The following is a 22347-nucleotide window of genomic DNA, read 5'->3' as shown; positions in this document are numbered from 1 at the left end:
TGTAACAAAAAAGCCACAGAAAGAGCACATTGCATCAAACGGGCACCAGATGCAGGCAAAACCGGCTGTAGACCGAGAAAATTGCCTGTGAACAAGCAGCAGCCGACAGCATCGGCGACTCATCAGGAACAAACGGTTGGAAATCAGGCCGCGAGAACGGCCTTTGGCTCGACCAGTTCGTAACCGAGCGCCTCGGCCACCGCGCGATTCGTTATCTTGCCCTTGTGGACGTTAAGCCCGTTGCGCAGATGGTGGTCGTCTACCAGCGCCTTGAGGCCCTTGTCGGCGAGCTGCAGGCCATAGTGCAGCGTCGCATTGTTGAGCGCGTGGGCCGAGGTGACCGGCACCGCACCCGGCATGTTGGCGACGCAATAATGGATGATGCCGTCGACTTCATAGGTCGGCTCGGCATGGGTGGTGGCGTGCGATGTCTCGAAACAGCCGCCCTGGTCGATGGCGACGTCGACCAGCACGGCGCCTTTCTTCATGCCCGACAGCATTTCGCGCGTCACCAGCTTGGGCGCTGCTGCCCCCGGGATCAGCACGGCGCCGACGACTATGTCAGCCGAAAAACATTCTTCCTCCAGCGCCTCGACGGTCGAGTAGCGGGTGTGAACGCGGCCGCCAAAGATGTCGTCGAGCTGACGCAGGCGCGGGATCGAGCGGTCGATGATAGTGACGTCGGCGCCGAGGCCGGCCGCCATCCGTGCGGCATGCAGGCCGACAACGCCGCCGCCGAGCACGGTGACCTTGCCGGGGAGCACGCCGGGCACGCCGCCAAGTAGCACGCCGCGGCCGCCATTGGCCTTTTGCAGCGCCGTGGCGCCCGCCTGGATCGACAGGCGGCCGGCAACTTCCGACATCGGCGCCAAGAGCGGCAGGCCGCCGCGCTCGTCGGTGACCGTCTCGTAAGCGATCGCGGTCACACCGGAGGCCAACAGACCCTTGGTTTGCTCCGGATCCGGGGCAAGATGTAGATAGGTATAGAGGATCTGGCCGTCGCGGAGCTGAACCCACTCGTTGGGCTGCGGCTCCTTGACCTTCACGATCATGTCGGACTTGGCAAACACGTCGGCTGCCGTCTTGGCGATCGTGGCGCCGGCAGCGCGATACGCGTTGTCATCGGCGCCGATGCCTGCACCGGCGCCGGTCTCGACCAGCACCTCATGGCCATGCGCGACATACTCGCGGACCGAGCCCGGTGTCAGGCCGACGCGGTATTCGTGATTCTTGATTTCCCGGGGGCAGCCGACGCGCATCTTTTTTCTCCTGATCCGGCCCTTGGGGCTCGTTCCCTGTCTAGAGATAGTGAACCACGAATCGCTCGATAAGTGTTTGCGAATGCGCTTGCCTGAGAGGCGACTCTTCGATAATCGTTGCGCAAAACATTGCAATTGTCGCAGGAACTCGCAAAAATGCCGCTCGACAGGATTGATATCGCCATTCTTGAGACGTTGCAGAAGGATGGGCGGATACCCAATGCAGCGCTCGCCGAGAAGGTCGGCCTATCGCAGTCGGCCTGTTCGCGGCGGCTGGACAATCTGGAGAAATCCGGAACCATCCGCGGCTATCACGCCCGGCTGTCCAACGCTGCACTTGGGCACCAGATGACGGCGATCGTGCATATATCGCTGTCCGGGCAATTCGAGAAGACGTTGTCGGATTTCGAGGCAGCGATAAAGCGCTGCCCGAACGTCCTATCCTGCCATTTGATGTCGGGCGAGTATGACTACATCCTGCGCATAGCGGCAAAGGATCTCGTCGACTACGAACGTATCCACAAGGAGTGGCTGTCGGCAATGCCGCATGTGACGAAGATCAATTCGTCCTTTGCCTTGCGCGAAATCGTCGATCGCACGGCCGTGGGAATGAAACCTGAACTCGCCTAGTTGTTGACTGCCTCGGTCACCACACAGTCCATCGGAATGTCGTGCGGCTGCGGGTAGATGGTGACGATGCGCTGCAGTTCGTAGCCGACGCCGATGACCAGCGGTTTGAAGGGCATCGCGGCAAGCGTACGATCGAAGAAGCCGCCGCCATAGCCCAGGCGAAACTGCTCAGGGTCGATGCCGACAATCGGCGAAATGACGATGTCGGGTAACACCGGATCGCCGTCAGCCGGTATCGGGATATTCCAGACGCCCTTCTCCAGCCGGTCTCCGTGGGTATAGGCGCGAAAGACAAGCGGCCGGTCTTTCTCGACGACGACGGGCAACGCCGTGCGCCCGCCCCGCGCGTTGACGGTTTCCATCCACGGGCGCAGGTCCGGCTCGCCACGAAACGGCCAATAGAGGCTGACCACGCGGCCGGCGACGTCACCGATCACCGCGTCGAGCCCTTCGGCAATGCGCTGCGACATGGCTGCGCGCGTGTCGGCTGAAACGGCAAGGCGGGATGCGATCAATCGCTGGCGCTCGGCCTTGCGCCAGCGCCTTACGTCGGTCCAGTCGGATAGCGGCGCTTGGAACTCCGGGTCGAGCTCGTGCATAAAACAAGGCGGCGAGGCGTACTGCGCTGAGCCTTCATCTTCATCCCTAGCCATGCTTCACCTGCAATATACAGTTCCAACCAAGTCGTATCCTGGACGCAGGCTATATCTGGGAACGAGTCTGCAGCATGCGTATTCACGACATCAAGGGACGACTCCCAGTTAGTTACAGCGCAGGCATTGCTGCACTGCACAACGACACCTACATCAGCCTTGGCGAGAGGGATGAGTGAGATGAACACAGCCAACCATCGCGTCGTCGTCGTGGGCGCCGGATTCGGCGGTCTCGAATTCACCCGCGCACTTGCCGGCGCGCCGGTGCGCATCACCATGATCGACAGGCGTAATCATCACCTCTTTCAGCCACTGCTCTACCAGGTGGCGACGACGGCGCTGGCCACCTCCGAAGTGGCCTGGCCGATCCGCCATCTCCTGCGCAAGCGCGATGATGTGACGACGCTGCTCGCCACCGTTACCGGCATCGACCGCACCGGCAAGCGCGTGCTGCTGCAGGACGGCGGCACGGTCGCTTACGACACGCTTGTGCTGGCCACCGGCGCGCGGCACGCCTATTTCGGCCATGACGAATGGGAACCGTTCGCCCCGGGCCTGAAGACGCTGGAGGACGCCACCACCATTCGACGGCGTATTCTTTTGGCTTTCGAGCGGGCCGAACGGGAAACCGATCCCGCCAAGCGTCAGGCATTGCTGACGTTGGCGATCGTCGGCGGCGGGCCGACCGGCGTGGAACTGGCCGGCACCATTGCTGAGCTGGCGCACGACACGCTGCGCGGCGAGTTCCGCAACATCGACCCGCGGCAGACGCGTGTGGTGCTGATTGAGGCCGGCGACCGCATTCTCTCCAATTTCGCTCCCGAACTCTCCGGTTATGCAACGAAGGCGCTCGAACGGCTCGGCGTGACCGTCGAACTCGGCCGGGCGGTTACGCGCTGCGATGCCGAGGGTGTCGTCTTCGGCGACACACACTTGCCGGCCAGGACAATCCTGTGGGCGGCGGGCGTCGCCGCTTCGCCGGCCGCCGAATGGCTCGGCGCGGCAGCGGACCGCGCGGGCAGGGTGCTTGTCGAGCCCGACCTGAGTGTGCCGGGAAACCCGGAGATTTTCGTCATCGGTGACGCAGCGCACGTCCTGCGGCCGGATGGCCGGCTGGTGCCGGGCGTCGCGCCCGCCGCCAAGCAGCAGGGACGGCACGTCGCCGCGACGATCAAGGCAAGGCTTGCCGGTGACGCGACACCGCGTCCTTTCAGCTACAGGCATGACGGCGATCTGGCGACGATCGGCAAGCGCGCCGCGGCCATCGATTTCGGCTGGATCAAGCTCACCGGCCGGCTTGCCTGGTGGCTGTGGGGCCTGGCGCATATCTACTTCCTGATCGGCTTTCGTAACCGGCTTGCGGTTTCCCTGAGCTGGCTATGGATCTACTTCACCGGTCAGCGCAGCGCGCGGTTGATCACCCAGGGCGACGACGATAAGGGCTGATTGTTCGCTGCCGGGCATTCATCGGCGCGTCACCTCCTCTTGATGGAATCGGCTTCTGGACTCGGCTGGATTTCGGCGCGAAGCTTTGCTTCGGGCAGGACTTGTCACGTCGTGGAAGAAAGAGAAAAACGAATGTCCCAACTGCGCCACCTCGTCTCACGCCGCGATTTCCTCGCCGGCGTTGCCGCCAGCGGAGCGCTGATCATGCTGCACCCGTTCTCCGCCCGGGCACAAGCCAATCAGGCGCATCTGAGGATTATGGAGACGACCGACATCCACGTGAATGTGCTGCCTTACGATTACTACGCCGACAAAGCCAACGACACGATGGGGCTGTCGCGAACGGCATCGTTGATTGAAGCCGTGCGCAAGGAAGCAACCAACGCGATGCTGGTCGATAATGGCGACCTTCTACAAGGCAACCCGATGGGCGACTACATCGCCTACGAGAGAGGGATGAAGGATGGCGATCTGCATCCGGTCATGAAGGGCATGAACCTGCTCGGCTACGAATGCTCGACGCTCGGCAACCACGAGTTCAACTATGGCCTGTCGTTCATGGACAAGGTGCTGGCCGGTGCCAATTTCCCGTTCGTCTGCGCGAACCTGATCCGCGGCACCGAACTCGCCGCGAACCCGCGCGACGACAAGCTCTATCTCAAGCCGTATGTCATCCTCGACAGGAAGATCAAAGACGGATCGGGCGCCGAGCAACCGATCAGGATCGGCATCATTGGCTTCGTGCCGCCGCAGATCATGGTCTGGGACCTGAAAAATCTCGAAGGCAGTGTCAAGATGCGCGACATCGTCGAGGCGGCCAAGGCGTGGGTGCCGCAAATGAAGGAAGAAGGCGCCGACATCGTTATTGCGCTCTCCCATTCCGGCATCGACGTGAAGCAAAGCGACATGATGGAGAATGCCTCCGTCTTCGTGGCAGGTGTCGAAGGCATCGATGCGGTGTTCACCGGCCACCAGCACCTCGTCTTCCCTGGCAAGAAGGACTTTCAGTTGCTGGAAGCCGTCGATCCGGCGAAAGGCACGCTGCAAGGCAAGCCCGCCGTTATGGCCGGCTTCTGGGGCTCGCATATGGGGCTGATCGATCTGTTGCTGGAGCGCGACGGATCGACATGGAAAATCGTCTCGGCGACCTCTGAGGCCAGGCCGATCTTTGAGCGGGTCGACAAGACGAACAAGCCGACCGTCGCGGACGACCAGCGCATCGTCGACGCGCTCAAACAGGATCACGAGGCGACGCTCGCCTATGTGCGCCGGCCTGTCGGCAAACCTCGGCGCCGCTCTATTCCTATTTTGCGCTGGTCGCCGACGATCCATCGGTCCAGATCGTCAGTCAGGCGCAGACCTGGTACTTGAAGGACATCCTGAAGAACACCGAGTGGAAGGATATGCCGCTGCTGTCGGCGGCGGCACCGTTCAAGGCGGGTGGGCGCAACGGCGCCGACTATTACACCGACGTGCCGGTGGGCGATATCGCCATCAAGAGCGTCGCCGACCTCTACCTCTATCCAAACACGGTGCGCGCCGTCGAAATCACCGGAGCGGAGGTGAAGGAATGGCTGGAAATGTCGGCCGGCATCTTCAACCGGATCGAACCGGGCAAAGCCGACCAGGCGCTCATCAACACTGACTTCCCATCCTATAATTTCGACGTGATCGACGGCGTCACCTACAAAATCGATCTGTCGCAGCCACCGAAATATGATTCGAAGGGCGGGCTGGTGAATGCTGGCTCGAACCGCATTATTGACTTGATGTTCAACGGCAAACCAATTGATCCCAAGCGGAAATTCGTCGTCGCCACCAACAACTACCGAGCCGGCGGCGGAGGCAATTTCCCGCAGATCAATGCCTCGAAGATCATCTACGAAGCGCCCGACACCAACCGCGATGTGATCGTGCGTTATATCGTCAGCAAAGGCACCATCAATCCGTCGGCGGACGCCAACTGGTCGTTTGCGCCACTACCGGGAACCAGCGTCGTATTCCAGACCGGCGCCAGGGCAAAGGATTTCATTGCGCAAGTGACGTCGCTGAAGATCGAGCCGGCGGGCGAGGGCGAAGCAGGGTTTGCCAAGTACCGCATCACTCTCTAGGTGAGGATTTGAGCGTCGACTCGAAACTGTCTCAGCGCTAAGATACTGTCCGGTATGGCAAACCTTTTTCCAGCAGATGGCCTTGTCACCCACGTGGTGCGAAACGCCGCTTGACGGCAGGCATGACCAGATCCAGTGCGTCCGTCGAAATCCCACCGGAATAATCGTCCGGCAGTTGGTCGATCGAGGCTGGGTCGTCGAGGCCTTGTGAAAAGCCGCCGCCGGAATAGGGACCGAGCAGGTAGACATGGCTGCCGACACCGTCCATACGGTCGAGAAAACGGTCCGGCCAGCCCCACATCCACTTTGCGATATTGACGGGGATGAGCAAAGTGCCCTGGCGGCAGGCATCAGGAACGTAGCCGCTCCAGCCGAGCGCAGTGTAGCGAAGAATGCAGCGCGTCAGGGATGCGCGGCTCAGCGTGTGCGTATCCGGCAATGCTGCCTTGACCGCGTCCATAGGCCTGTCGCCGCCATAGACCGTCAGATTGGCGCGCTCGGCCGGCGTCAATGTGGCGAGCCAGGCAGCCAGCATCTCGCCTTCCTTGGGATCGTTGCTTTTGACGTTGATGTTGAAGCGCCGGTTCGGGAAGCGCTGCAAGACTTCATCCAGCGACGGCATCATGCCGACACCCTTGCCGCGAAACGGAAAGGTCTTGCCGCCATCGGCAGTGTAGCCATAACCAATATCGAGCGTCTTCAATTCGGACATTGCATGGCTGCGCGTTTCACCCTTGCCGTCGGTGCGACAATCCAGCGTCCAATCGTGGAAGACGGCGAACTTGCCGTCCGTGGTAGGATGGACATCAAGTTCGAGCGCGTCCGCACCGAGCGCGAAGGCGGCTTCCATCGACGGTATCGTGTTCTCGAGGAAGGAATGGCGCGGCGTCAGCATGCGAGCGGCCGTGCATGTTTCCGATCCGAGGTTCGTACGGTCGAAATCCTGAGCCAGGCCGCGATGCGCAAGCACCGAAGGGGTGCCGGCCGGCCGGCTCGAAAGCAGCGAGGTGTTGTTGAGCCAGATGCCGCCCGCAGCGACAAGAATTGCAACGAGGGAGATCGTCCGTCTGCGCATGATATGATTCCCATTGGCCGTTATGGCCGCATCCTGCGTCACGATCGGACTTTTGACGGCCGGGCAGATCAAACGGCCGCTAAAGATTCCCGGGGAGGGTCCCCAGCAGCGTTGGAATCGTTATGGTTGCAGCCGTCCATATGCGCTAGTTTTAGTCATGCGTTATGTCATCGTCATCACGACCGTCACCTTTTTCCTGATCTGGGACGGCATTTACAACCAAGGCCGCTACCTCGACAGGACGGTCAGGGAGGTGACCCGCATCGTGCACTATGTAACCAGCATGGTGTAGTTTCTCTTCGCTGCTACGGTTCGCAGACGCGACAAACCTGCCGATTGACGGCACGCTGCCGCTGACACAAAAGAACGCCGGTCCAACGGTCGAGGAGGCTGGGTTGATCCGGCATATCGTTTTCTTCAGCGCACGGCATAAAGCGGATGTCGAGGCAGTGCGCACGGGCCTCCTGGCGCTTGGCAAGATACCTCATTCGCGTCATTTCGAGGTAACGCTCAACACCAAGGTCGACCCGCTCTCGGATGAGATCGATGTGGTCGTCTACGCCGAGTTCGAGGACGAAGCGGCGCTCGCCGCCTACAAGGCGCATCCGCTCTATGCAGAGACGACCAGCCGGGTCAAACCGCTACGCGAATTGCGTTATTCGGCCGACATCGTTGCAAGTTGACGAGCCGCCGTCCCCTAGGCGCTGATAATGGTCTTGCCGCTGAGGCGTCGGCCAAGCCCTTGAACCATTTTCAGGAATGAGGCACACCGCGCGGGACATGACCGAGAACACCTCCGCAAGGCCTCATCCGCTCGATCACCTGGTGCTGCCGACCGCGAGCCTCGATATTGCGCGGGCGCGCTTGACCCTGCTTGGCTTTACTGTTGCGCCGACAGGTATCCACCCTTTCGGAACGAAAAACTGCTGTGTCTTCCACACCGACGGCACCTATCTCGAGCCGCTCGTGGTCGCCGACAGACAGGCCGTGGCAAAGGCGATCGCGAACCGCAATGTCTTTGTCGCGCGTGATCGCACCTATCGCGAAGAAAACGGCGATGAAGGATTTTCTGCCGTGGCGCTGGGCACCGAAAGCGCCGCCGCGGACCACGCGCGTTACATGGAAGCCGGTCTGTCGGCGGGGGACGCGCTAAGCTTTTCGCGCGCCTTCACCGATGCGACGGGAAAGAGCGACACCGCATCGTTCAAACTGGCCTTCGCGGCTACAGGCAAGGCAACGGACGCTTTTCTCTTCGCCTGCGAGCGGATCAATGCGCCGAACGTCGACCGCACTGCGTTGCAGGGCCACGCTAATGGCGCAACCGGCATTGTCGAAGTCGTAGCAGTCACTGGCGAACCTTTCGAACAAGGCCGCTTGATTTCGATCGCAGCCGGAATCGAGGCGCAGGGCGGCACTGTCTATGAGCTGCCGAATGCCGTAGTGACCATTCTGGATCCTGCAGCCTATTCGGCACGCTTCGGCATTCCCGCCGGCGCGCCATCTGAACTCCGCTTTGCCGGGATCGTCTTTTCGATTGGGCACGCCGACGCCGTCGCCAAGCTGCTTGCAGCCAATTCCGTCGAACATCACACGCGCGGCAGTGATATCATCGTGCCGCCCGCGCCAGGGCAGGGCGCCGCCTTTATTTTCCGGGAGATCGCATGAACAAGCTCAATCCACTGATGCCGAACTCTTCCGTTGCGGTCGGCAAAGTCATTTTCGGCAACAGCGCGCCCTTATCGCTGATCGCCGGTCCATGTCAGCTGGAAGCGCGGCAGCACGCTTTCGACATGGCCGGTGCGCTAAAGGAATTGACTGAAAGGCTCGGCATTGGGCTCGTCTACAAGACCAGCTACGACAAGGCCAACCGCACCTCGCTTGGCGGCACGCGCGGCGCGGGACTTGAAGCGGCAATGCCGATCTTCGACGACTTGCGCAAGAATTTTGCGCTGCCGATCCTGACCGACGTCCACACTGAGGAACAATGCGCGATCGTCGCTCCGCATGCCGATATCCTGCAGATTCCTGCCTTCCTCAGCCGACAGACCGATTTGCTGATTGCTGCGGCAAGAACCGGCAAGGTGGTCAATGTGAAGAAGGGCCAATTCCTCGCGCCGTGGGACATGAAGAACGTCGTCGCCAAGATCATCGGCTCCGGCAACGCCAATGTCTTGGTGACCGAGCGCGGCGCATCCTTTGGTTACAACACCCTGGTGTCCGACATGCGGGCGCTGCCGATCATGGCCGAGATCGGCGCGCCGGTGATTTTCGATGCCACCCATTCCGTGCAGCAGCCGGGTGGGCAGGGCGGTTCGTCTGGAGGCGACCGGCGCTTTGTCGAGACGCTGGCGCGCGCGGCCGTCGCGGTTGGCGTCGCCGGCGTCTTCATCGAGACGCACCAGGACCCCGACAACGCGCCTTCCGACGGTCCCAACATGGTGCCGCTAAAGGATCTTCCCGCATTGCTTGAACGGCTGATGGCCTTCGATCGCATCGCCAAGAGCGTGGGTTGAACCAGCAGTTGCGCCACAGCAGCGTCGTCAAGAAAACTTTGAAGAATTTCGAACCCGCCTGGAACCTTAGCCCGCGGCCCTCATTGTCAAAATCTAATGTCAACGACGACGAGGAGAACACCATGACGACCCAGACGGGACACACCGAAGCCATCGCCGCTTCGCGGGTTATCGGCACATCGGTCTACAACACGGAAGGCACTCATATCGGCGACATCGAGGACGTTATGCTCGACAAATTGTCGAACGGAATCATGTTTGCCGTGATCGGTTTTGGCGGATTTCTCGGCATTGGCGAGAAATACCACGCCATTCCGTGGGCGAGCCTTGATTATGACGAGAACAAGGGTGGCTATGTCGTGCCGTTCACCAAAGACCAGCTGATGGCCGCTCCTTCTTACTCGATCAACGAGCTGACCGGCGCCGACGGCGAGGCCGCACGTGACGCCTCATACAACTACTACAACGTCGAGCCTTACTGGCATTGACCTTACTGGCACTGACTAAGTCTCCTGGAATCAAAAAGGCCCCCGGGAAATCGGGGGCCTTTCGATGTGGCGGGTTGCTACTGCGCAATCTGCAGGGCCGGCAAAGGCGACGATCCCTGCGGGGGTTGCTGATTGTCGCACGACGTCAGGAACGCAGCCGCGATCAGGAACAAACTCACAATACCGCTCAACTGGGACATGGCGAAACTCCTCCTGTTTCGCCCCGCGCGACAACAGCCATAAACCAGAAACCGGCATGCGGCCTATGACAAATGATGACAGTGTTTTGTGCTTCGTGAGTCCCAAGAGCGGCAATGGGCGCAGGGCAATATTTGCAACTGCCCCGATTGCGTTTTGCGGCGCTTTGGCTAAGAGGTGCGCGACGCTTCAATCGATCAATCGGGGACATCGCAATGACGGCCATCATCGACATTGTCGGGCGTGAAATCCTGGACAGCCGCGGAAATCCGACCGTCGAGGTCGACGTCGTGCTCGAAGACGGTTCGATGGGTCGCGCCGCGGTGCCGTCCGGTGCCTCTACCGGCGCGCATGAGGCGGTCGAACTGCGCGATGGCGGCCCCCGCTATCTCGGCAAAGGCGTGCTCACGGCGGTCGAGGCGGTGAACGGCGAGTTGTTCGAGGCGATCGGCGGCATGGAGGCAGAGAATCAGATCCATATCGACCAGACCATGATCGAGCTCGATGGTACGGCCAACAAGAGCCGGCTCGGCGCCAACGCCGTCCTCGGCGTGTCGCTGGCGGTGGCCAAGGCCGCGGCCGAAGCGGCCGACCTGCCGCTCTACCGTTATGTCGGCGGTACCAAGGCCCATGTGCTGCCGGTGCCTATGATGAATATCATCAATGGCGGCGCGCATGCCGACAACCCGATCGATTTCCAGGAATTCATGATCCTGCCGATCGGCGCGCCGACGCTGCGCGACGGCGTGCGCTGGGGCTCGGAGATCTTTCATACGCTGCGAAAGAAGCTGAAGGACGCCGGCCATAACACCAATGTCGGTGACGAGGGCGGCTTTGCTCCCAACCTGAAGAGCGCGCCGGCCGCGCTCGACTTCATCATGGAATCGATCGAGCAGGCTGGCTTCAAGCCTGGCGAGGAGGTTGCGCTAGGCCTCGACTGCGCGGCGACCGAATTTTTCAAGGATGGTAACTACGTCTATGAAGGCGAGAGGAAAACCCGCGACCCGAAGGCACAGGCCAGATATCTGGCCAAACTTGCTGCCGACTACCCGATCATCACCATTGAGGACGGCCTGGCGGAGGATGACTGGGACGGTTGGAAAATGCTGACCGATCTCATCGGCAAGCAAACGCAGCTGGTTGGCGACGATCTGTTCGTCACCAACACGGCGCGGCTGCGCGACGGCATCCGCATGGGTGTCGCCAATTCGATCCTGGTCAAGGTCAACCAGATCGGCTCGCTTACCGAAACGCTCGACGCCGTAGAGACCGCGCACAAGGCCGGCTATACCGCAGTGATGTCGCACCGCTCGGGCGAGACCGAGGATGCGACCATCGCCGACCTCGCCGTTGCCACCAATTGCGGGCAGATCAAGACGGGCTCGCTGTCGCGCTCGGATCGCATGGCCAAGTACAACCAGCTCATCCGCATTGAGGAGGAGCTCGGCAAGCAGGCGCAATATGCCGGCAAGTCGATCGTGAAAAGCTGATTTCGAGAGAAAATCCGTGGCGGCGAGGGCGGGGACATTCCCGCCCTTTTTTGCTTCCTGGCTCTGAATCCAACAGGCTGTAACCGTCCATTAAGCACAATCGGGCGACAAAGGCGGCGTAGAGGATTCGGACCATGTGGACACGCCAGCACAAGCAAAGAAACACCGGCCGGCTGATCATCCCCTCGCTCTGCGTGGTGTTCCTGACTTATTTCGGCTTCCATGCCTATCATGGCGAGTTCGGGATATATTCCAAGTATCAGCTCGAAGCCGAGACTGCCGAATTGCAGGGCAGGCTCAATGCCGTCAGGACGCGCCGGATCGATCTCGAGCGCCGCGTTCAGCTGATGCATGAGGGCACGCTGGAGAAGGACATGCTGGACGAGCAGGCGCGCAAGGCGCTTAATCTGTCCCACGCCGACGAGATCACCATTATGTTGCCGGTCGCAAGATAATCTGATTTCAGTTAATCGGCGATATTTGCAATGATTTTAATTGCTTAGATGCATGACAGCCATGCGTTTTCGGCATGGCGAAAGCCTTCCCTGCATGTTAGCCTGCCTCAAATCGGTGGGAGAACTGATCTCCCTCGCTGTCCGCCAAGAGACGCCAACAGGGAGTGATGCATGGCCACCGCCACCAGAAAAGCGCCTGCCAAATCCAAATCAGACGGCAAGATGCCGGGCCTTTCCACCCCGAAGCCTGTTGAATTCACCAAAAACCAGGAGCTTGCCGCCTACCGGCACATGCTGCTCATCCGCCGCTTCGAGGAAAAGGCCGGCCAGCTTTACGGCATGGGCTTCATCGGCGGTTTCTGCCACCTCTACATCGGCCAGGAAGCGGTCGTTACCGGCATGAAGATGGCGCTGATCGATGGCGACCAGATGATCACCGCCTATCGCGACCATGGTCATATGCTGGCCATGGAGTTGTCACCGCGCGGCGTCATGGCCGAACTGACCGGGCGCCGTAGCGGCCTGTCGAGAGGCAAGGGCGGCTCCATGCACATGTTCTCCAAGGAGAAGCATTTTTACGGCGGCCACGGCATCGTCGGCGCGCAAGTGTCGCTCGGCACCGGCATTGCCTTCGCCAACCGCTATCGCGGCAACAACAATGTGACGCTGACCTATTTCGGCGATGGCGCAGCGAACCAGGGCCAGGTCTACGAAAGCTTCAACATGGCCTCGCTGTGGAAGCTTCCGGTGATCTACATCATCGAGAACAACCGCTACGCCATGGGCACCTCGGTCTCGCGCTCTTCGGCCGAGACGGATTTCTCGCACCGCGGCGCCTCCTTCAAGATTCCAGGCATCCAGGTCGACGGCATGGATGTGCGCGCCGTTAAGGCCGCCGGCGACCTCGCCGCCGAATGGTGCCGCGCAGGCAACGGGCCGCTCATTCTTGAAATGCAGACCTATCGTTACCGCGGCCATTCGATGTCGGATCCGGCAAAATACCGCTCCAAGGAAGAAGTGCAGAAAATGCGCTCCGAACGTGACCCGATCGAGCAGGTCAAGGCGCGGCTGCTCGACAAGAAATGGGCAAGCGAGGACGAACTCAAGGCCATCGACAAGGAAGTCCGCGACGTCGTCGCCGACGCCGCAGAATTTGCCCAGAACGACGCGGAGCCGGATCCGTCCGAGCTCTGGACCGACATCGTACTTTAACGAGAGGGCAAGGACATGCCGATCGAAATTCTCATGCCCGCCCTCTCGCCGACCATGGAAGAGGGTAATGTTTCCAAGTGGTTGAAGAAAGAGGGCGACAAGGTCGTAGCCGGTGACGCCATTGCCGAGATTGAGACCGACAAGGCAACGATGGAAGTCGAAGCCGTGGACGACGGCACGCTTGCCAAGATCGTGGTTCCTGCCGGCACCGAGGGTGTCAAAGTCAACACACTGATCGCTGTGCTGGCCGTCGATGGCGAAGACGTCGACGAGGCAGGCGAAGGTATCGGCGAGGAGGCCATTGAGTCGCAAGCGGAAGCGCCCGCGGCTGCTCCGCCCCCCGCGGCTGCTCCGGCCAAGAGCGAAGCTGCAGCACCTGTTGCCGCCGCACCCAAGCTGGAAATTGCCGCCGATCCCGACGTCCCGGCCGGCACCGAAATGGTCTCGACCACGGTACGTGAAGCCTTGCGCGATGCAATGGCGGAGGAAATGCGCCGCGACGGCGATGTCTTTGTCATGGGCGAGGAGGTTGCCGAGTACCAGGGCGCCTACAAGATCACGCAAGGCCTGTTGCAGGAATTCGGTCCGCGGCGCGTGGTCGACACGCCGATCACCGAGCACGGCTTTGCCGGCGTTGGTGTTGGCGCGGCGATGGCCGGCTTGAAGCCGATCGTCGAATTCATGACCTTCAACTTCGCCATGCAGGCGATCGACCAGATCATCAATTCTGCCGCCAAGACGCTCTACATGTCTGGCGGCCAGATGGGTGCCCCGATCGTCTTTCGCGGCCCGAACGGCGCGGCTGCCCGCGTCGCCGCGCAGCATTCGCAATGCTATGCCGCCTGGTACAGCCATATTCCCGGCCTGAAGGTGGTGATGCCTTATACCGCCGCCGACGCCAAGGGTCTGCTTAAGGCGGCGATCCGCGACCCGAACCCGGTTATCTTCCTCGAGAACGAAATCCTTTACGGCCACTCCTTCGACGTGCCGAAGATGGACGATTTCGTGCTGCCGATCGGCAAGGCGCGCATTCACAAATCCGGCAAGGACGTGACCATCGTCTCGTTCGGCATCGGCATGACCTACGCGATTAAGGCCGAGGCGGAGTTGCGTGGCATGGGCATCGATGCCGAGATAATCGACTTGCGCACCATCCGCCCGCTCGACTTCGACACGATCATCGCTTCGGTCAAAAAGACCAATCGCCTGGTGGTGGTCGAGGAAGGCTTTCCGCAGAACTCGGTCGGCGACCATATCGCCAATCAGGTCTCGCAGCGCGCCTTCGATTTCCTCGACGCACCGGTCATCACCATTGCCGGCAAGGACGTGCCGATGCCCTATGCGGCGAACCTCGAAAAGCTGGCGCTGCCCAATGTCGGCGAGGTCGTCGAGGCGGTCAAAGCCGTGACGTATCGCTGAGCAGGGCGGAGGACAAAATGCCTATCAACATCACCATGCCGGCGCTGTCGCCCACAATGGAGGAGGGCAACCTTTCCAAGTGGCTGGTCAAGGAGGGCGACAAGGTTTCGCCCGGCGACGTGATCGCCGAGATCGAAACGGACAAAGCAACGATGGAAGTCGAAGCCGTCGACGAAGGCACGGTTGCCAAGCTGGTGGTTCCGGCCGGCACTGAAGGCGTCAAGGTCAATGCGCTGATCGCGGTGCTGGCGGCTGAGGGGGAGGATGCGGCGGCCGCCGCGAAAAGCGGTGACGGCGCTGCGCCGGCAAAGGCTGAGGCTCCGAAAGCGGACGCCTCCAAAGCTGAAACACCAAAGCCCGAAGCGCTGAAGCAGGAGCCTGCCGCACCTGCAGCTAAGGCGGAAGCAGCGCCGGCCGCCAACGGCCATGCAAACGGTGAGCGCATCTTCGCGTCGCCGCTGGCCCGGCGCATTGCCAGCGAAGCCGGTATAGATGTCGCGGCGCTGACCGGCTCCGGCCCTCACGGCCGCGTGGTAAAGGCCGACGTCGATGCCGCGATTTCCAGTGGCGGCGCCAAGGCGGCACCAGCAAAAGCGGCCCCCGCTGGTGCTGCGGCGCCTGCCGCCGCAGCACCCAAGGCGATGCCGGACGAGCAGGTGCTCAAACTGTTTGCCGAAGGCTCCTACGAGCTGATCCCGCACGACAATATGCGCAAGACCATTGCGCGGCGGCTGGTCGAGGCCAAGACCACCATTCCGCATTTCTATCTGACGCTCGACTGCGAACTCGATGCACTTCTGGCCCTGCGCACACAGATCAATGCGGCCGCCCCGATGAAGAAGACCGAGAAGGGCGAAACGCCGGCCTACAAGCTGTCGGTCAACGACATGGTCATCAAGGCTCTGGCCATGGCGCTGATGGCGGTTCCGGACGCCAATGCGTCGTGGACAGAAAACGCCATGATCAAGCACAAGCACGCCGATGTCGGCGTTGCCGTGTCGATCCCCGGCGGCCTGATCACCCCCATCATCCGGCGTGCTGACGAAAAGACGATGTCCGTCATCTCCAACGAGATGAAGGATCTTGCCGGCCGCGCCCGCAGCCGCAAGCTGAAGCCGGAAGAATATCAGGGCGGTACCACGGCGTTGTCCAATCTCGGCATGTTCGGCGTCAAGGATTTTTCTGCCGTCATCAACCCGCCGCATGCGACGATCCTGGCGGTCGGCGCCGGCGAGCAACGCGCGGTGGTGAAGAACGGCGAGATCAAGATCGCAACAATCATGTCGGTGACGCTGTCGACCGATCACCGCGCAGTCGACGGTGCGCTCGGCGCCGAGTTGCTCGTCGCCTTCAAACGCATGATCGAAAATCCGATGGGCATGCTGGTCTAAGCAGGGAACAGGGCGGTGCGGAAATTCTACACCAGCCTTTTCGCCTCCATCCAATCCGGCTCGTAAACGATTATCGTACATTGGCTGTTCGGGCGGTAGCGATTGCGGATAGGTCTTTGTTGGAGCGGGGAAAACGCATGAAAACGGTCCTCTGCTATGGCGATTCGCTGACCTGGGGCTATGACGCGGCAGGCCTTGGCCGGCACCCGCTGGAAGATCGCTGGCCGAGCGTGCTGCAGGCAGCATTGGGCAGCGGCGTCGAGGTCATCGCCGAAGGCCTGAATGGCCGAACCACAGCCTTCGACGATCACTTGGCCGGGGCGGACCGCAATGGCGCAAGGCTGTTGCCAACAATCCTGACGACGCACGCACCGATCGACTTGATCATTATTATGCTCGGCGCCAACGATATGAAGCCGTGGATTCACGGCAATCCGGTCGCGGCCAAGCAAGGCATGCAACGCCTGATCGATATCGTGCGCGGTCACGATTACCCGTTCAATTGGCCGGCGCCGCAGATCCTGATCGTCGCGCCGCCCGTAGTCAGCCGCACGGAAAACGCCGAGTTCAAGGAAATGTTCGCCGGCGGCGATGACGCGTCAAAGCGGCTGGCGCCGCAATATTCCGCCCTTGCCGACGAGGCCGGCTGTGGCTTCTTCGATGCCGGCACGGTGGCCAAAACCACGCCGCTCGACGGCGTCCATCTCGATGCCGAAAACACGCGGAACGTCGGGCAAGCGCTGGCGCCGCTCGTGCGCCTCATGTTGGAATTGTGAAGGAGAAAGCCGTGGCTGAGAACTACGACGTCATCATCATCGGCTCCGGCCCCGGCGGCTATGTCACTGCAGTGCGTTCGGCGCAGCTTGGCTTCAAGACGGCGATCGTCGAGCGCGAGCACTTGGGTGGCATCTGCCTGAACTGGGGTTGCATTCCGACCAAGGCGCTGCTGCGCTCCGCCGAGATCATGCACTATTCGGATCATCTGAAGGACTACGGCCTGAAGATCGACGGCAAGGTCAGCGTCGACACAGCCGCCGTCGTCGATCGGTCACGAAAGGTCTCGCTGCGGCTCAACGGCGGCGTCGGCTTCCTGATGAAGAAGAACAAGGTCGACGTCATCTGGGGCGAAGCCAAGCTGACCAAACCTGGCGAGATCGTTGTGTCGAAATCGTCGAAGAAGCCGATGGAGCCGCAGCCGCCGGCGCCCAAGGGCGTCAAGGGCGAGGGCACCTATAGCGCCAAACACATCATTCTGGCGACCGGCGCCAGGCCGCGCGCGCTGCCCGGCATCGAGCCTGACGGCAAGTTGATCTGGACCTATTTCGAGGCGATGGTGCCGAAAGAGATGCCAAAATCGCTGCTGGTGATGGGCTCGGGCGCCATCGGCATCGAGTTCGCCTCATTCTACCGCACCATGGGCGCAGAGGTGACGGTGGTCGAACTGCTGCCGGCTGTGATGCCGGTCGAGGACGCCGAGGTCTCGAAATTCGCGCAGAAGCAGTTCGAGAAGCAGGGCATGAAGATCATCCTCGAAGCCAAGGTGACAAAAGTCGAGAAGGGCACTAACTCGGTCACGGCGCATGTCGAGATGAAGGACGGCAAGGTCGAGAAGATCACCGCCGACCGTATGATCTCGGCCGTCGGCGTACAGGGCAATATCGAGAATCTCGGGCTCGAGGCGCTCGGCGTGAAGACCGAACGCGGTTGCGTCGTCGTCGATGGCTACGGCAAGACCAACGTGCCCGGCATCTATGCCATCGGTGACGTCGCCGGACCGCCGATGCTCGCCCACAAGGCCGAGCACGAGGGCGTGGTCTGTGTGGAAAAGATCGCCAATTTCCCCGGCGTGCATGCCACCGACAAGCTGAAGATCCCAGGCTGCACCTATTGCAATCCGCAAGTCGCCTCGGTCGGACTGACAGAAGCCAAAGCGAAAGCCGACGGAAAGGACATCCGTGTCGGCCGCTTTCAGTTCGCGGCAAACGGCAAAGCGATTGCGCTCGGCGAGGACCAAGGCTTCGTCAAGACCATTTTCGACAAGAAGACCGGCCAGTTGCTGGGTGCCCACATGGTCGGCGCAGAAGTAACCGAACTGATCCAAGGCTTCGTCGTGGCGATGAATCTGGAGACCACCGAGGAAGAGCTGATGCACACGATCTTCCCGCACCCGACGCTGTCAGAGATGATGAAGGAGAGTGTACTCGACGCCTATGGTCGCGCACTGAATGCATGATAAATTGGTTGGGCGAGTCTCACAGGGAAGACACAAAGGAACTCGACGGCAGAGCAATTCGTTTCGCAGGCATCATCCATCATACAAGGAGAGGGCATATGGAAATGAACGGCGTGGGCTGGGTTGCAGCCATCATCATCGGTGGCCTGGCGGGATGGCTCGCCGAGATGGTCATGAAGAGCAATACCGGCATCCTCATGAACATCGTTCTCGGCATTGTCGGCGCAATCGTGTTGAACGCCATCTTGCAGGCCCTGAACATCGGCATCTTCGGCGTCGGCTGGATCGCCTATCTGATCACCGGCTTCATCGGCGCGTGCATTCTGATTGCGGTCGGACGACTGGTGCGCCGCTAACCTCTGTCGGCACTTGCTATGCGAAAAAGGCCACCGCGGCATGCGTGATCGCGGCCTTTTTCTTTTCGCCGAAAAGTCCTAGATGACGTGGGTAGAGCGAGCGCTGGACAGGCGCTTGCCAATGAGCCGGGTTTCACATGGTCACCGTCCTTGACACGATTGCCAATGCGCCGCGCCTGCGGCATCCCGAAAAGGCGCACAAGCCGGATCAGGACGTACTGCGCAAGCCTGACTGGATCCGCGTCAAGGCGCCGATGTCGAAAGGCTATGCTGAGACGCGCGAAATCGTGAAGTCTCACAAGCTGGTGACGGTTTGCGAAGAGGCGGGCTGCCCCAATATCGGCGAGTGCTGGGAGAAGAAGCACGCCACCTTCATGATCATGGGCGAGATCTGCACGCGGGCCTGCGCCTTTTGCAATGTCGCCACCGGCATCCCGACCGCACTCGATCCCGACGAGCCGGCGCGTGTCGCGCATGCGGTCAAGCAGATGGGCTTGAGCCATGTCGTCATCACCTCCGTCGATCGCGACGATCTCGCCGATGGCGGGGCCCAGCATTTTGCCGATGTCATCCGTGCGATCAGGGCAGCAACCCCGTTGACGACGATCGAAATCCTGACGCCCGATTTCCTGCGCAAGGACGGTGCGCTGGAGATCGTCGTGGCGGCCAAGCCGGATGTTTTCAACCATAATCTCGAGACCGTGCCGTCTAACTATCTGACGGTTCGGCCGGGCGCGCGCTATTTCCACTCGATCAGGCTCTTGCAGCGGGTCAAGGAGCTTGACCCCTCGATCTTCACCAAGTCCGGCATCATGGTTGGCCTTGGCGAGGAGCGGAACGAAATCCTGCAACTAATGGACGATCTGCGTTCGGCCAATGTCGATTTCATGACCATCGGCCAATATCTGCAGCCGTCGAAGAAACACCATCCGGTGATCCGCTTCGTCACGCCTGAGGAATTCAAGTCCTTCGAGACGATCGGCAAGACCAAGGGCTTCCTGCTGATGGCATCAAGCCCGCTGACGCGCTCGTCGCACCATGCCGGCGACGATTTCGCCAGACTACGCGCGGCGCGTGAAGCGTTTCTCAGGAAGTCCGCCTAGCAAACTGGTTTCATGCCACAATTCGAAGCCCATCGCCGCGTCGCGCATACGCCGGAGCAGATGTTCGCTCTGGTCGCCGATGTCGAATCCTATCCGCAATTCGTGCCGCTTTGCGAGGCACTGACGGTTCGCTCACGCAAGGAACGCGACGGACGCACCTTGCTCATCGCCGACATGAGCATCGGCTACAAGGCGATCCGCGAGACCTTTACCACGCAAGTGCTGCTGAAGCCGGACGAGAACGCCATCGATGTCAAATACATTGACGGCCCTTTCAAATATCTGAGCAATGTCTGGCGCTTCGACCCGGCCGACGGCAGCGGTTGCAACGTCTGCTTCTTTATCGACTACGAGTTCAAGAGCCGCATTTTGGGTGCCTTGATGGGAACCATGTTCGACCGCGCCTTCCGCATGTTCTCCGAGGCGTTCGAGAAAAGGGCCGAAATCATCTACGGCGCGCCATCGGCAGCCTGATCCGCAGCGAGCGCGCGCAGACCCAGCTCAAGCGCATGCCGGACCGTCTCCCGGCGGATGAAATCTCGGCCCTTGTCGGCGAACAGCTGGCATTCGCTGACTACCGGCCGGCCAGCCACGGCAACGCCGAACCAGACCAGGCCGACAGGTTTTTCCGCCGAGCCGCCGGCCGGACCGGCGATGCCAGTTACCGCCAGTGCAAGCCCGGCCGGCGAATGGGCCAAGGCTCCGGCCGCCATCTCCACCGCGGTCTCGCGCGAGACCGCGCCGTGCGCCGCGAGCGTAGCGGCCGAGACGCCGAGCATCTCAGTCTTGGCCTGGTTGGAATAGGTGATGAAGCCGCGATCGACCACCGCGGAAGAGCCGGCGATGTCGGTCAGGGAGGCGATGATCATGCCGCCGGTGCAGCTCTCGGCCGTCGTCAGCGTGATGCCGCGCTGCTGGCAGGCCTGAAGCAGGGCATCTGCGAGATCGCTATTGCTCACTCGGGGACATCCCCTGGAAACACGACGCTGGCGGTCGCGATGGCCGCTATGCCTTCCTCACGGCCGACGAAGCCGAGCTTTTCATTGGTTGTCGCCTTGATCGAAATGCGATCCAGCGAAATTCGCAGGATTGCGGAAAGCGTTTCGGTCATGGCCTCGCGATGCGGGCCGACGCGCGGCGCCTCGCAGATCAGGGTGATATCGGCGTTGGCGATGCGCCCGCCGCGCGCGCGCACCAGCTTGGCCGCGTGTTCGACGAAGATGCGTGAGGCGGCCCCTTTCCACTGCGGGTCGGAGGGCGGGAAATGCGTACCGATGTCACCGGCGCCGCAGGTGGCGAGCAGGGCGTCGGTCAAGGCGTGGAGACCGACATCGGCATCCGAATGGCCGGACAATTTCCTGTCGTGTGGAATGGCGACGCCGCACAGGGTGACATGGTCGCCGGGCTCGAACGCATGGACGTCATAGCCATTGCCCGTTCGGATGTCGGGAAAACGTGAGGCGCTAGAAAGCCGCTGATCCGCCATTGCAATATCCCGTGCCCAGGTCAGTTTGACGTTCTCCGGCGAGCCAGGAACGATCTTCACCGGAATATGCGCCCATTCGGCGATTGCCGCATCGTCGGTGAAATCCGCTTTGCCCAGATGATGAGCCTTTTCGTGCGCAGCCAGAATCGGCCAGAACGGAAAGCCTTGCGGTGTCTGTGCGGCATAAAGCCCGGCCCTGGACACGGTTTCGCCGATCATGCCTTCGGCCGTTTCGCGCTTGAGCGTATCGGCAACCGGCAAAGCAGGCAGTGCCCCCTGGCGCTCGCCAATGGCGGCGATCGTGCGGTCTATCAGTTCCGCATCGACAAACGGCCGGGCCGCATCATGGATCAGGACCCGGCCCGGCGCATTGCTTCTCAACGCCAGCAGTCCAAGGCGGACGGACTCCTGCCGTGACGTACCGCCGGTCACAGCGACGACACGGTCGGCGTTCGCACCGGCCGCACGGCGGAAAAGCGCGCCGTCGTCGGCATGAATAGCAACGACGACAGGTCCAATCTTCGGATGCGTCAGAAAGGCACCGAGCGTGCGTGCAATAACGGCGCCGCCGCCAATTTGCTGGTACTGCTTCGGCCCATTGGCCTGTCCGGCGCGCGCGCCGCGGCCGGCAGCAACGATGACCACGGCGACCTTGTCGTCCGCAGCTTGCTTTTCGCTCACATCTCTCATGCCGAGACGCTTAACGCATGATCCCGAAAAGTGGTATCGCTTTTGAAAGACGCAGGATTGATGCGGTGCGGCGATCCGTTTTTTTCCCAAATGCGCCTTAATGTCACGACATTGCGCGTTGCACATCTCCGTCGTTCTG

23 protein-coding genes and 1 pseudogene are annotated in these 22347 nt (G+C 61.2%); 18 read left to right on the top strand and 6 right to left on the bottom strand.

Annotated features, from left to right (window positions below; genetic code table 11):
* Positions 1–143: 143 nt before the first annotated feature.
* On the bottom strand, positions 144–1259 hold the full coding sequence (gene ald, locus NKH98_RS14630) for an alanine dehydrogenase (protein ID WP_352645808.1): 1116 nt from the start codon (positions 1257–1259) through the stop codon (positions 144–146).
* A gap of 156 nt (positions 1260–1415) precedes the next feature.
* On the opposite strand from ald, the gene NKH98_RS14625 reads away from it, so the two are divergent.
* Entirely contained in the window at positions 1416–1889 is a 474-nt protein-coding gene (locus tag NKH98_RS14625; protein WP_023675099.1) for an Lrp/AsnC family transcriptional regulator, read from the top strand.
* Here the strand turns inward: NKH98_RS14625 and NKH98_RS14620 are convergent.
* The gene (locus NKH98_RS14620) at positions 1886–2542 is read right to left on the bottom strand and encodes a 5-formyltetrahydrofolate cyclo-ligase (protein WP_352899386.1); all 657 of its coding nucleotides are present in this window, start codon (positions 2540–2542) and stop codon (positions 1886–1888) included. The two genes, NKH98_RS14625 and NKH98_RS14620, sit on opposite strands and share 4 nt — an antisense overlap.
* A gap of 180 nt (positions 2543–2722) precedes the next feature.
* On the opposite strand from NKH98_RS14620, the gene NKH98_RS14615 reads away from it, so the two are divergent.
* Positions 2723–3988, top strand: coding sequence for an NAD(P)/FAD-dependent oxidoreductase (locus tag NKH98_RS14615; RefSeq protein ID WP_352899383.1), 1266 nt, complete (start codon positions 2723–2725; stop codon positions 3986–3988).
* 132 nt (positions 3989–4120) lie between these two features.
* Positions 4121–6099: pseudogene (locus tag NKH98_RS14610) on the top strand (bifunctional 2',3'-cyclic-nucleotide 2'-phosphodiesterase/3'-nucleotidase).
* An 85-nt stretch (positions 6100–6184) separates the two neighbouring features.
* Here NKH98_RS14610 and NKH98_RS14605 read toward each other — a convergent pair.
* The gene (locus NKH98_RS14605; protein ID WP_352899380.1) at positions 6185–7174 is read right to left on the bottom strand and encodes a glycerophosphodiester phosphodiesterase family protein; all 990 of its coding nucleotides are present in this window, start codon (positions 7172–7174) and stop codon (positions 6185–6187) included.
* 157 nt (positions 7175–7331) lie between these two features.
* Here NKH98_RS14605 and NKH98_RS14600 point away from each other — a divergent pair, with 157 nt between their 5' ends.
* From NKH98_RS14600 to NKH98_RS14580, 5 genes are all read left to right on the top strand, one after another.
* On the top strand, positions 7332–7466 hold the full coding sequence (locus NKH98_RS14600) for a hypothetical protein (protein WP_292655342.1): 135 nt from the start codon (positions 7332–7334) through the stop codon (positions 7464–7466).
* A gap of 103 nt (positions 7467–7569) precedes the next feature.
* The gene (locus NKH98_RS14595) at positions 7570–7857 is read left to right on the top strand and encodes a Dabb family protein (RefSeq protein WP_254817185.1); all 288 of its coding nucleotides are present in this window, start codon (positions 7570–7572) and stop codon (positions 7855–7857) included.
* Between the two features lie 97 nt (positions 7858–7954).
* Positions 7955–8839: a VOC family protein gene (locus NKH98_RS14590; RefSeq protein WP_352645799.1), complete on the top strand. Its 885-nt coding sequence runs from the start codon at positions 7955–7957 to the stop codon at positions 8837–8839.
* Positions 8836–9687 carry a 3-deoxy-8-phosphooctulonate synthase gene (gene kdsA / locus NKH98_RS14585; protein ID WP_352899377.1) on the top strand — a complete coding sequence of 284 codons (852 nt, stop codon included), beginning with the start codon at positions 8836–8838 and terminating at the stop codon, positions 9685–9687. The genes NKH98_RS14590 and kdsA overlap by 4 nt, the downstream gene beginning before the upstream one ends.
* Before the next feature lie 122 nt (positions 9688–9809).
* Complete coding sequence (locus NKH98_RS14580) at positions 9810–10175, top strand: PRC-barrel domain-containing protein (RefSeq protein ID WP_352899565.1); 366 nt, start codon at positions 9810–9812, stop codon at positions 10173–10175.
* Between the two features lie 77 nt (positions 10176–10252).
* Here the strand turns inward: NKH98_RS14580 and NKH98_RS14575 are convergent, their stop codons facing one another.
* Positions 10253–10375, bottom strand: a complete 123-nt coding sequence (locus tag NKH98_RS14575) for a hypothetical protein (RefSeq protein WP_084642452.1) — start codon at positions 10373–10375, stop codon at positions 10253–10255.
* Between the two features lie 213 nt (positions 10376–10588).
* Here NKH98_RS14575 and eno point away from each other — a divergent pair, with 213 nt between their 5' ends.
* From eno to NKH98_RS14525, 10 genes are all read left to right on the top strand, one after another.
* Entirely contained in the window at positions 10589–11863 is a 1275-nt protein-coding gene (gene eno, locus NKH98_RS14570) for a phosphopyruvate hydratase (protein ID WP_352898817.1), read from the top strand.
* Between the two features lie 134 nt (positions 11864–11997).
* The gene (locus tag NKH98_RS14565; protein WP_352704002.1) at positions 11998–12318 is read left to right on the top strand and encodes an FtsB family cell division protein; all 321 of its coding nucleotides are present in this window, start codon (positions 11998–12000) and stop codon (positions 12316–12318) included.
* Between the two features lie 222 nt (positions 12319–12540).
* Entirely contained in the window at positions 12541–13530 is a 990-nt protein-coding gene (gene pdhA, locus NKH98_RS14560) for a pyruvate dehydrogenase (acetyl-transferring) E1 component subunit alpha (RefSeq protein ID WP_352898914.1), read from the top strand.
* A gap of 15 nt (positions 13531–13545) precedes the next feature.
* Positions 13546–14949, top strand: a complete 1404-nt coding sequence (locus NKH98_RS14555) for a pyruvate dehydrogenase complex E1 component subunit beta (protein WP_352898819.1) — start codon at positions 13546–13548, stop codon at positions 14947–14949.
* A gap of 17 nt (positions 14950–14966) precedes the next feature.
* Complete coding sequence (locus NKH98_RS14550) at positions 14967–16340, top strand: pyruvate dehydrogenase complex dihydrolipoamide acetyltransferase (protein ID WP_352899374.1); 1374 nt, start codon at positions 14967–14969, stop codon at positions 16338–16340.
* 137 nt (positions 16341–16477) lie between these two features.
* Complete coding sequence (locus tag NKH98_RS14545) at positions 16478–17116, top strand: SGNH/GDSL hydrolase family protein (protein WP_352899371.1); 639 nt, start codon at positions 16478–16480, stop codon at positions 17114–17116.
* An 11-nt stretch (positions 17117–17127) separates the two neighbouring features.
* Positions 17128–18573 (top strand): dihydrolipoyl dehydrogenase, encoded by a 1446-nt coding sequence (gene lpdA / locus NKH98_RS14540; RefSeq protein ID WP_352899369.1) that lies wholly within the window; start codon positions 17128–17130, stop codon positions 18571–18573.
* Positions 18574–18671: 98 nt separating this feature from the next.
* Positions 18672–18929 carry a GlsB/YeaQ/YmgE family stress response membrane protein gene (locus NKH98_RS14535; protein ID WP_023675081.1) on the top strand — a complete coding sequence of 86 codons (258 nt, stop codon included), beginning with the start codon at positions 18672–18674 and terminating at the stop codon, positions 18927–18929.
* 137 nt (positions 18930–19066) lie between these two features.
* The gene (lipA, locus tag NKH98_RS14530; protein WP_352899366.1) at positions 19067–20032 is read left to right on the top strand and encodes a lipoyl synthase; all 966 of its coding nucleotides are present in this window, start codon (positions 19067–19069) and stop codon (positions 20030–20032) included.
* Positions 20033–20044: 12 nt separating this feature from the next.
* Positions 20045–20506, top strand: a complete 462-nt coding sequence (locus tag NKH98_RS14525) for a type II toxin-antitoxin system RatA family toxin (RefSeq protein WP_352801522.1) — start codon at positions 20045–20047, stop codon at positions 20504–20506.
* Here NKH98_RS14525 and NKH98_RS14520 read toward each other — a convergent pair.
* Together NKH98_RS14520 and NKH98_RS14515 are read right to left on the bottom strand one after the other, a co-directional pair.
* Positions 20482–20991, bottom strand: a complete 510-nt coding sequence (locus tag NKH98_RS14520; RefSeq protein WP_352899362.1) for a CinA family protein — start codon at positions 20989–20991, stop codon at positions 20482–20484. The genes NKH98_RS14525 and NKH98_RS14520 overlap by 25 nt on opposite strands.
* Positions 20988–22208, bottom strand: a complete 1221-nt coding sequence (locus NKH98_RS14515; RefSeq protein WP_352899359.1) for a bifunctional 2-C-methyl-D-erythritol 4-phosphate cytidylyltransferase/2-C-methyl-D-erythritol 2,4-cyclodiphosphate synthase — start codon at positions 22206–22208, stop codon at positions 20988–20990. The genes NKH98_RS14520 and NKH98_RS14515 overlap by 4 nt, the downstream gene beginning before the upstream one ends.
* Between the last annotated feature and the right edge of the window lie 139 nt (positions 22209–22347).

The organism is Mesorhizobium sp. M0833, from assembly GCF_040319905.1.
Classification (GTDB): Bacteria; Pseudomonadota; Alphaproteobacteria; order Rhizobiales; family Rhizobiaceae; genus Mesorhizobium.
The sequence above is the reverse complement of the archived record's forward strand: the minus strand, read 5'-3'. Positions and strand labels throughout refer to the sequence as shown.

Excerpts from the sequence above, each read along its gene's own strand:
- ald (WP_352645808.1), bottom strand. The coding sequence starts at position 1,259 with ATGCGCGTCGGCTGCCCCCGGGAAATCAAGAATCACGAATACCGCGTC.
- NKH98_RS14625 (WP_023675099.1), top strand. The coding sequence starts at position 1,416 with ATGCCGCTCGACAGGATTGATATCGCCATTCTTGAGACGTTGCAGAAG.
- NKH98_RS14620 (WP_352899386.1), bottom strand. The coding sequence starts at position 2,542 with ATGGCTAGGGATGAAGATGAAGGCTCAGCGCAGTACGCCTCGCCGCCT.
- NKH98_RS14615 (WP_352899383.1), top strand. The coding sequence starts at position 2,723 with ATGAACACAGCCAACCATCGCGTCGTCGTCGTGGGCGCCGGATTCGGC.
- NKH98_RS14605 (WP_352899380.1), bottom strand. The coding sequence starts at position 7,174 with ATGCGCAGACGGACGATCTCCCTCGTTGCAATTCTTGTCGCTGCGGGC.
- NKH98_RS14600 (WP_292655342.1), top strand. The coding sequence starts at position 7,332 with ATGCGTTATGTCATCGTCATCACGACCGTCACCTTTTTCCTGATCTGG.
- NKH98_RS14590 (WP_352645799.1), top strand. The coding sequence starts at position 7,955 with ATGACCGAGAACACCTCCGCAAGGCCTCATCCGCTCGATCACCTGGTG.
- kdsA (WP_352899377.1), top strand. The coding sequence starts at position 8,836 with ATGAACAAGCTCAATCCACTGATGCCGAACTCTTCCGTTGCGGTCGGC.
- NKH98_RS14580 (WP_352899565.1), top strand. The coding sequence starts at position 9,810 with ATGACGACCCAGACGGGACACACCGAAGCCATCGCCGCTTCGCGGGTT.
- NKH98_RS14575 (WP_084642452.1), bottom strand. The coding sequence starts at position 10,375 with ATGTCCCAGTTGAGCGGTATTGTGAGTTTGTTCCTGATCGCGGCTGCG.
- eno (WP_352898817.1), top strand. The coding sequence starts at position 10,589 with ATGACGGCCATCATCGACATTGTCGGGCGTGAAATCCTGGACAGCCGC.
- NKH98_RS14565 (WP_352704002.1), top strand. The coding sequence starts at position 11,998 with ATGTGGACACGCCAGCACAAGCAAAGAAACACCGGCCGGCTGATCATC.
- pdhA (WP_352898914.1), top strand. The coding sequence starts at position 12,541 with ATGCCGGGCCTTTCCACCCCGAAGCCTGTTGAATTCACCAAAAACCAG.
- NKH98_RS14555 (WP_352898819.1), top strand. The coding sequence starts at position 13,546 with ATGCCGATCGAAATTCTCATGCCCGCCCTCTCGCCGACCATGGAAGAG.
- NKH98_RS14550 (WP_352899374.1), top strand. The coding sequence starts at position 14,967 with ATGCCTATCAACATCACCATGCCGGCGCTGTCGCCCACAATGGAGGAG.
- NKH98_RS14545 (WP_352899371.1), top strand. The coding sequence starts at position 16,478 with ATGAAAACGGTCCTCTGCTATGGCGATTCGCTGACCTGGGGCTATGAC.
- NKH98_RS14535 (WP_023675081.1), top strand. The coding sequence starts at position 18,672 with ATGGAAATGAACGGCGTGGGCTGGGTTGCAGCCATCATCATCGGTGGC.
- lipA (WP_352899366.1), top strand. The coding sequence starts at position 19,067 with ATGGTCACCGTCCTTGACACGATTGCCAATGCGCCGCGCCTGCGGCAT.
- NKH98_RS14525 (WP_352801522.1), top strand. The coding sequence starts at position 20,045 with ATGCCACAATTCGAAGCCCATCGCCGCGTCGCGCATACGCCGGAGCAG.
- NKH98_RS14515 (WP_352899359.1), bottom strand. The coding sequence starts at position 22,208 with ATGAGAGATGTGAGCGAAAAGCAAGCTGCGGACGACAAGGTCGCCGTG.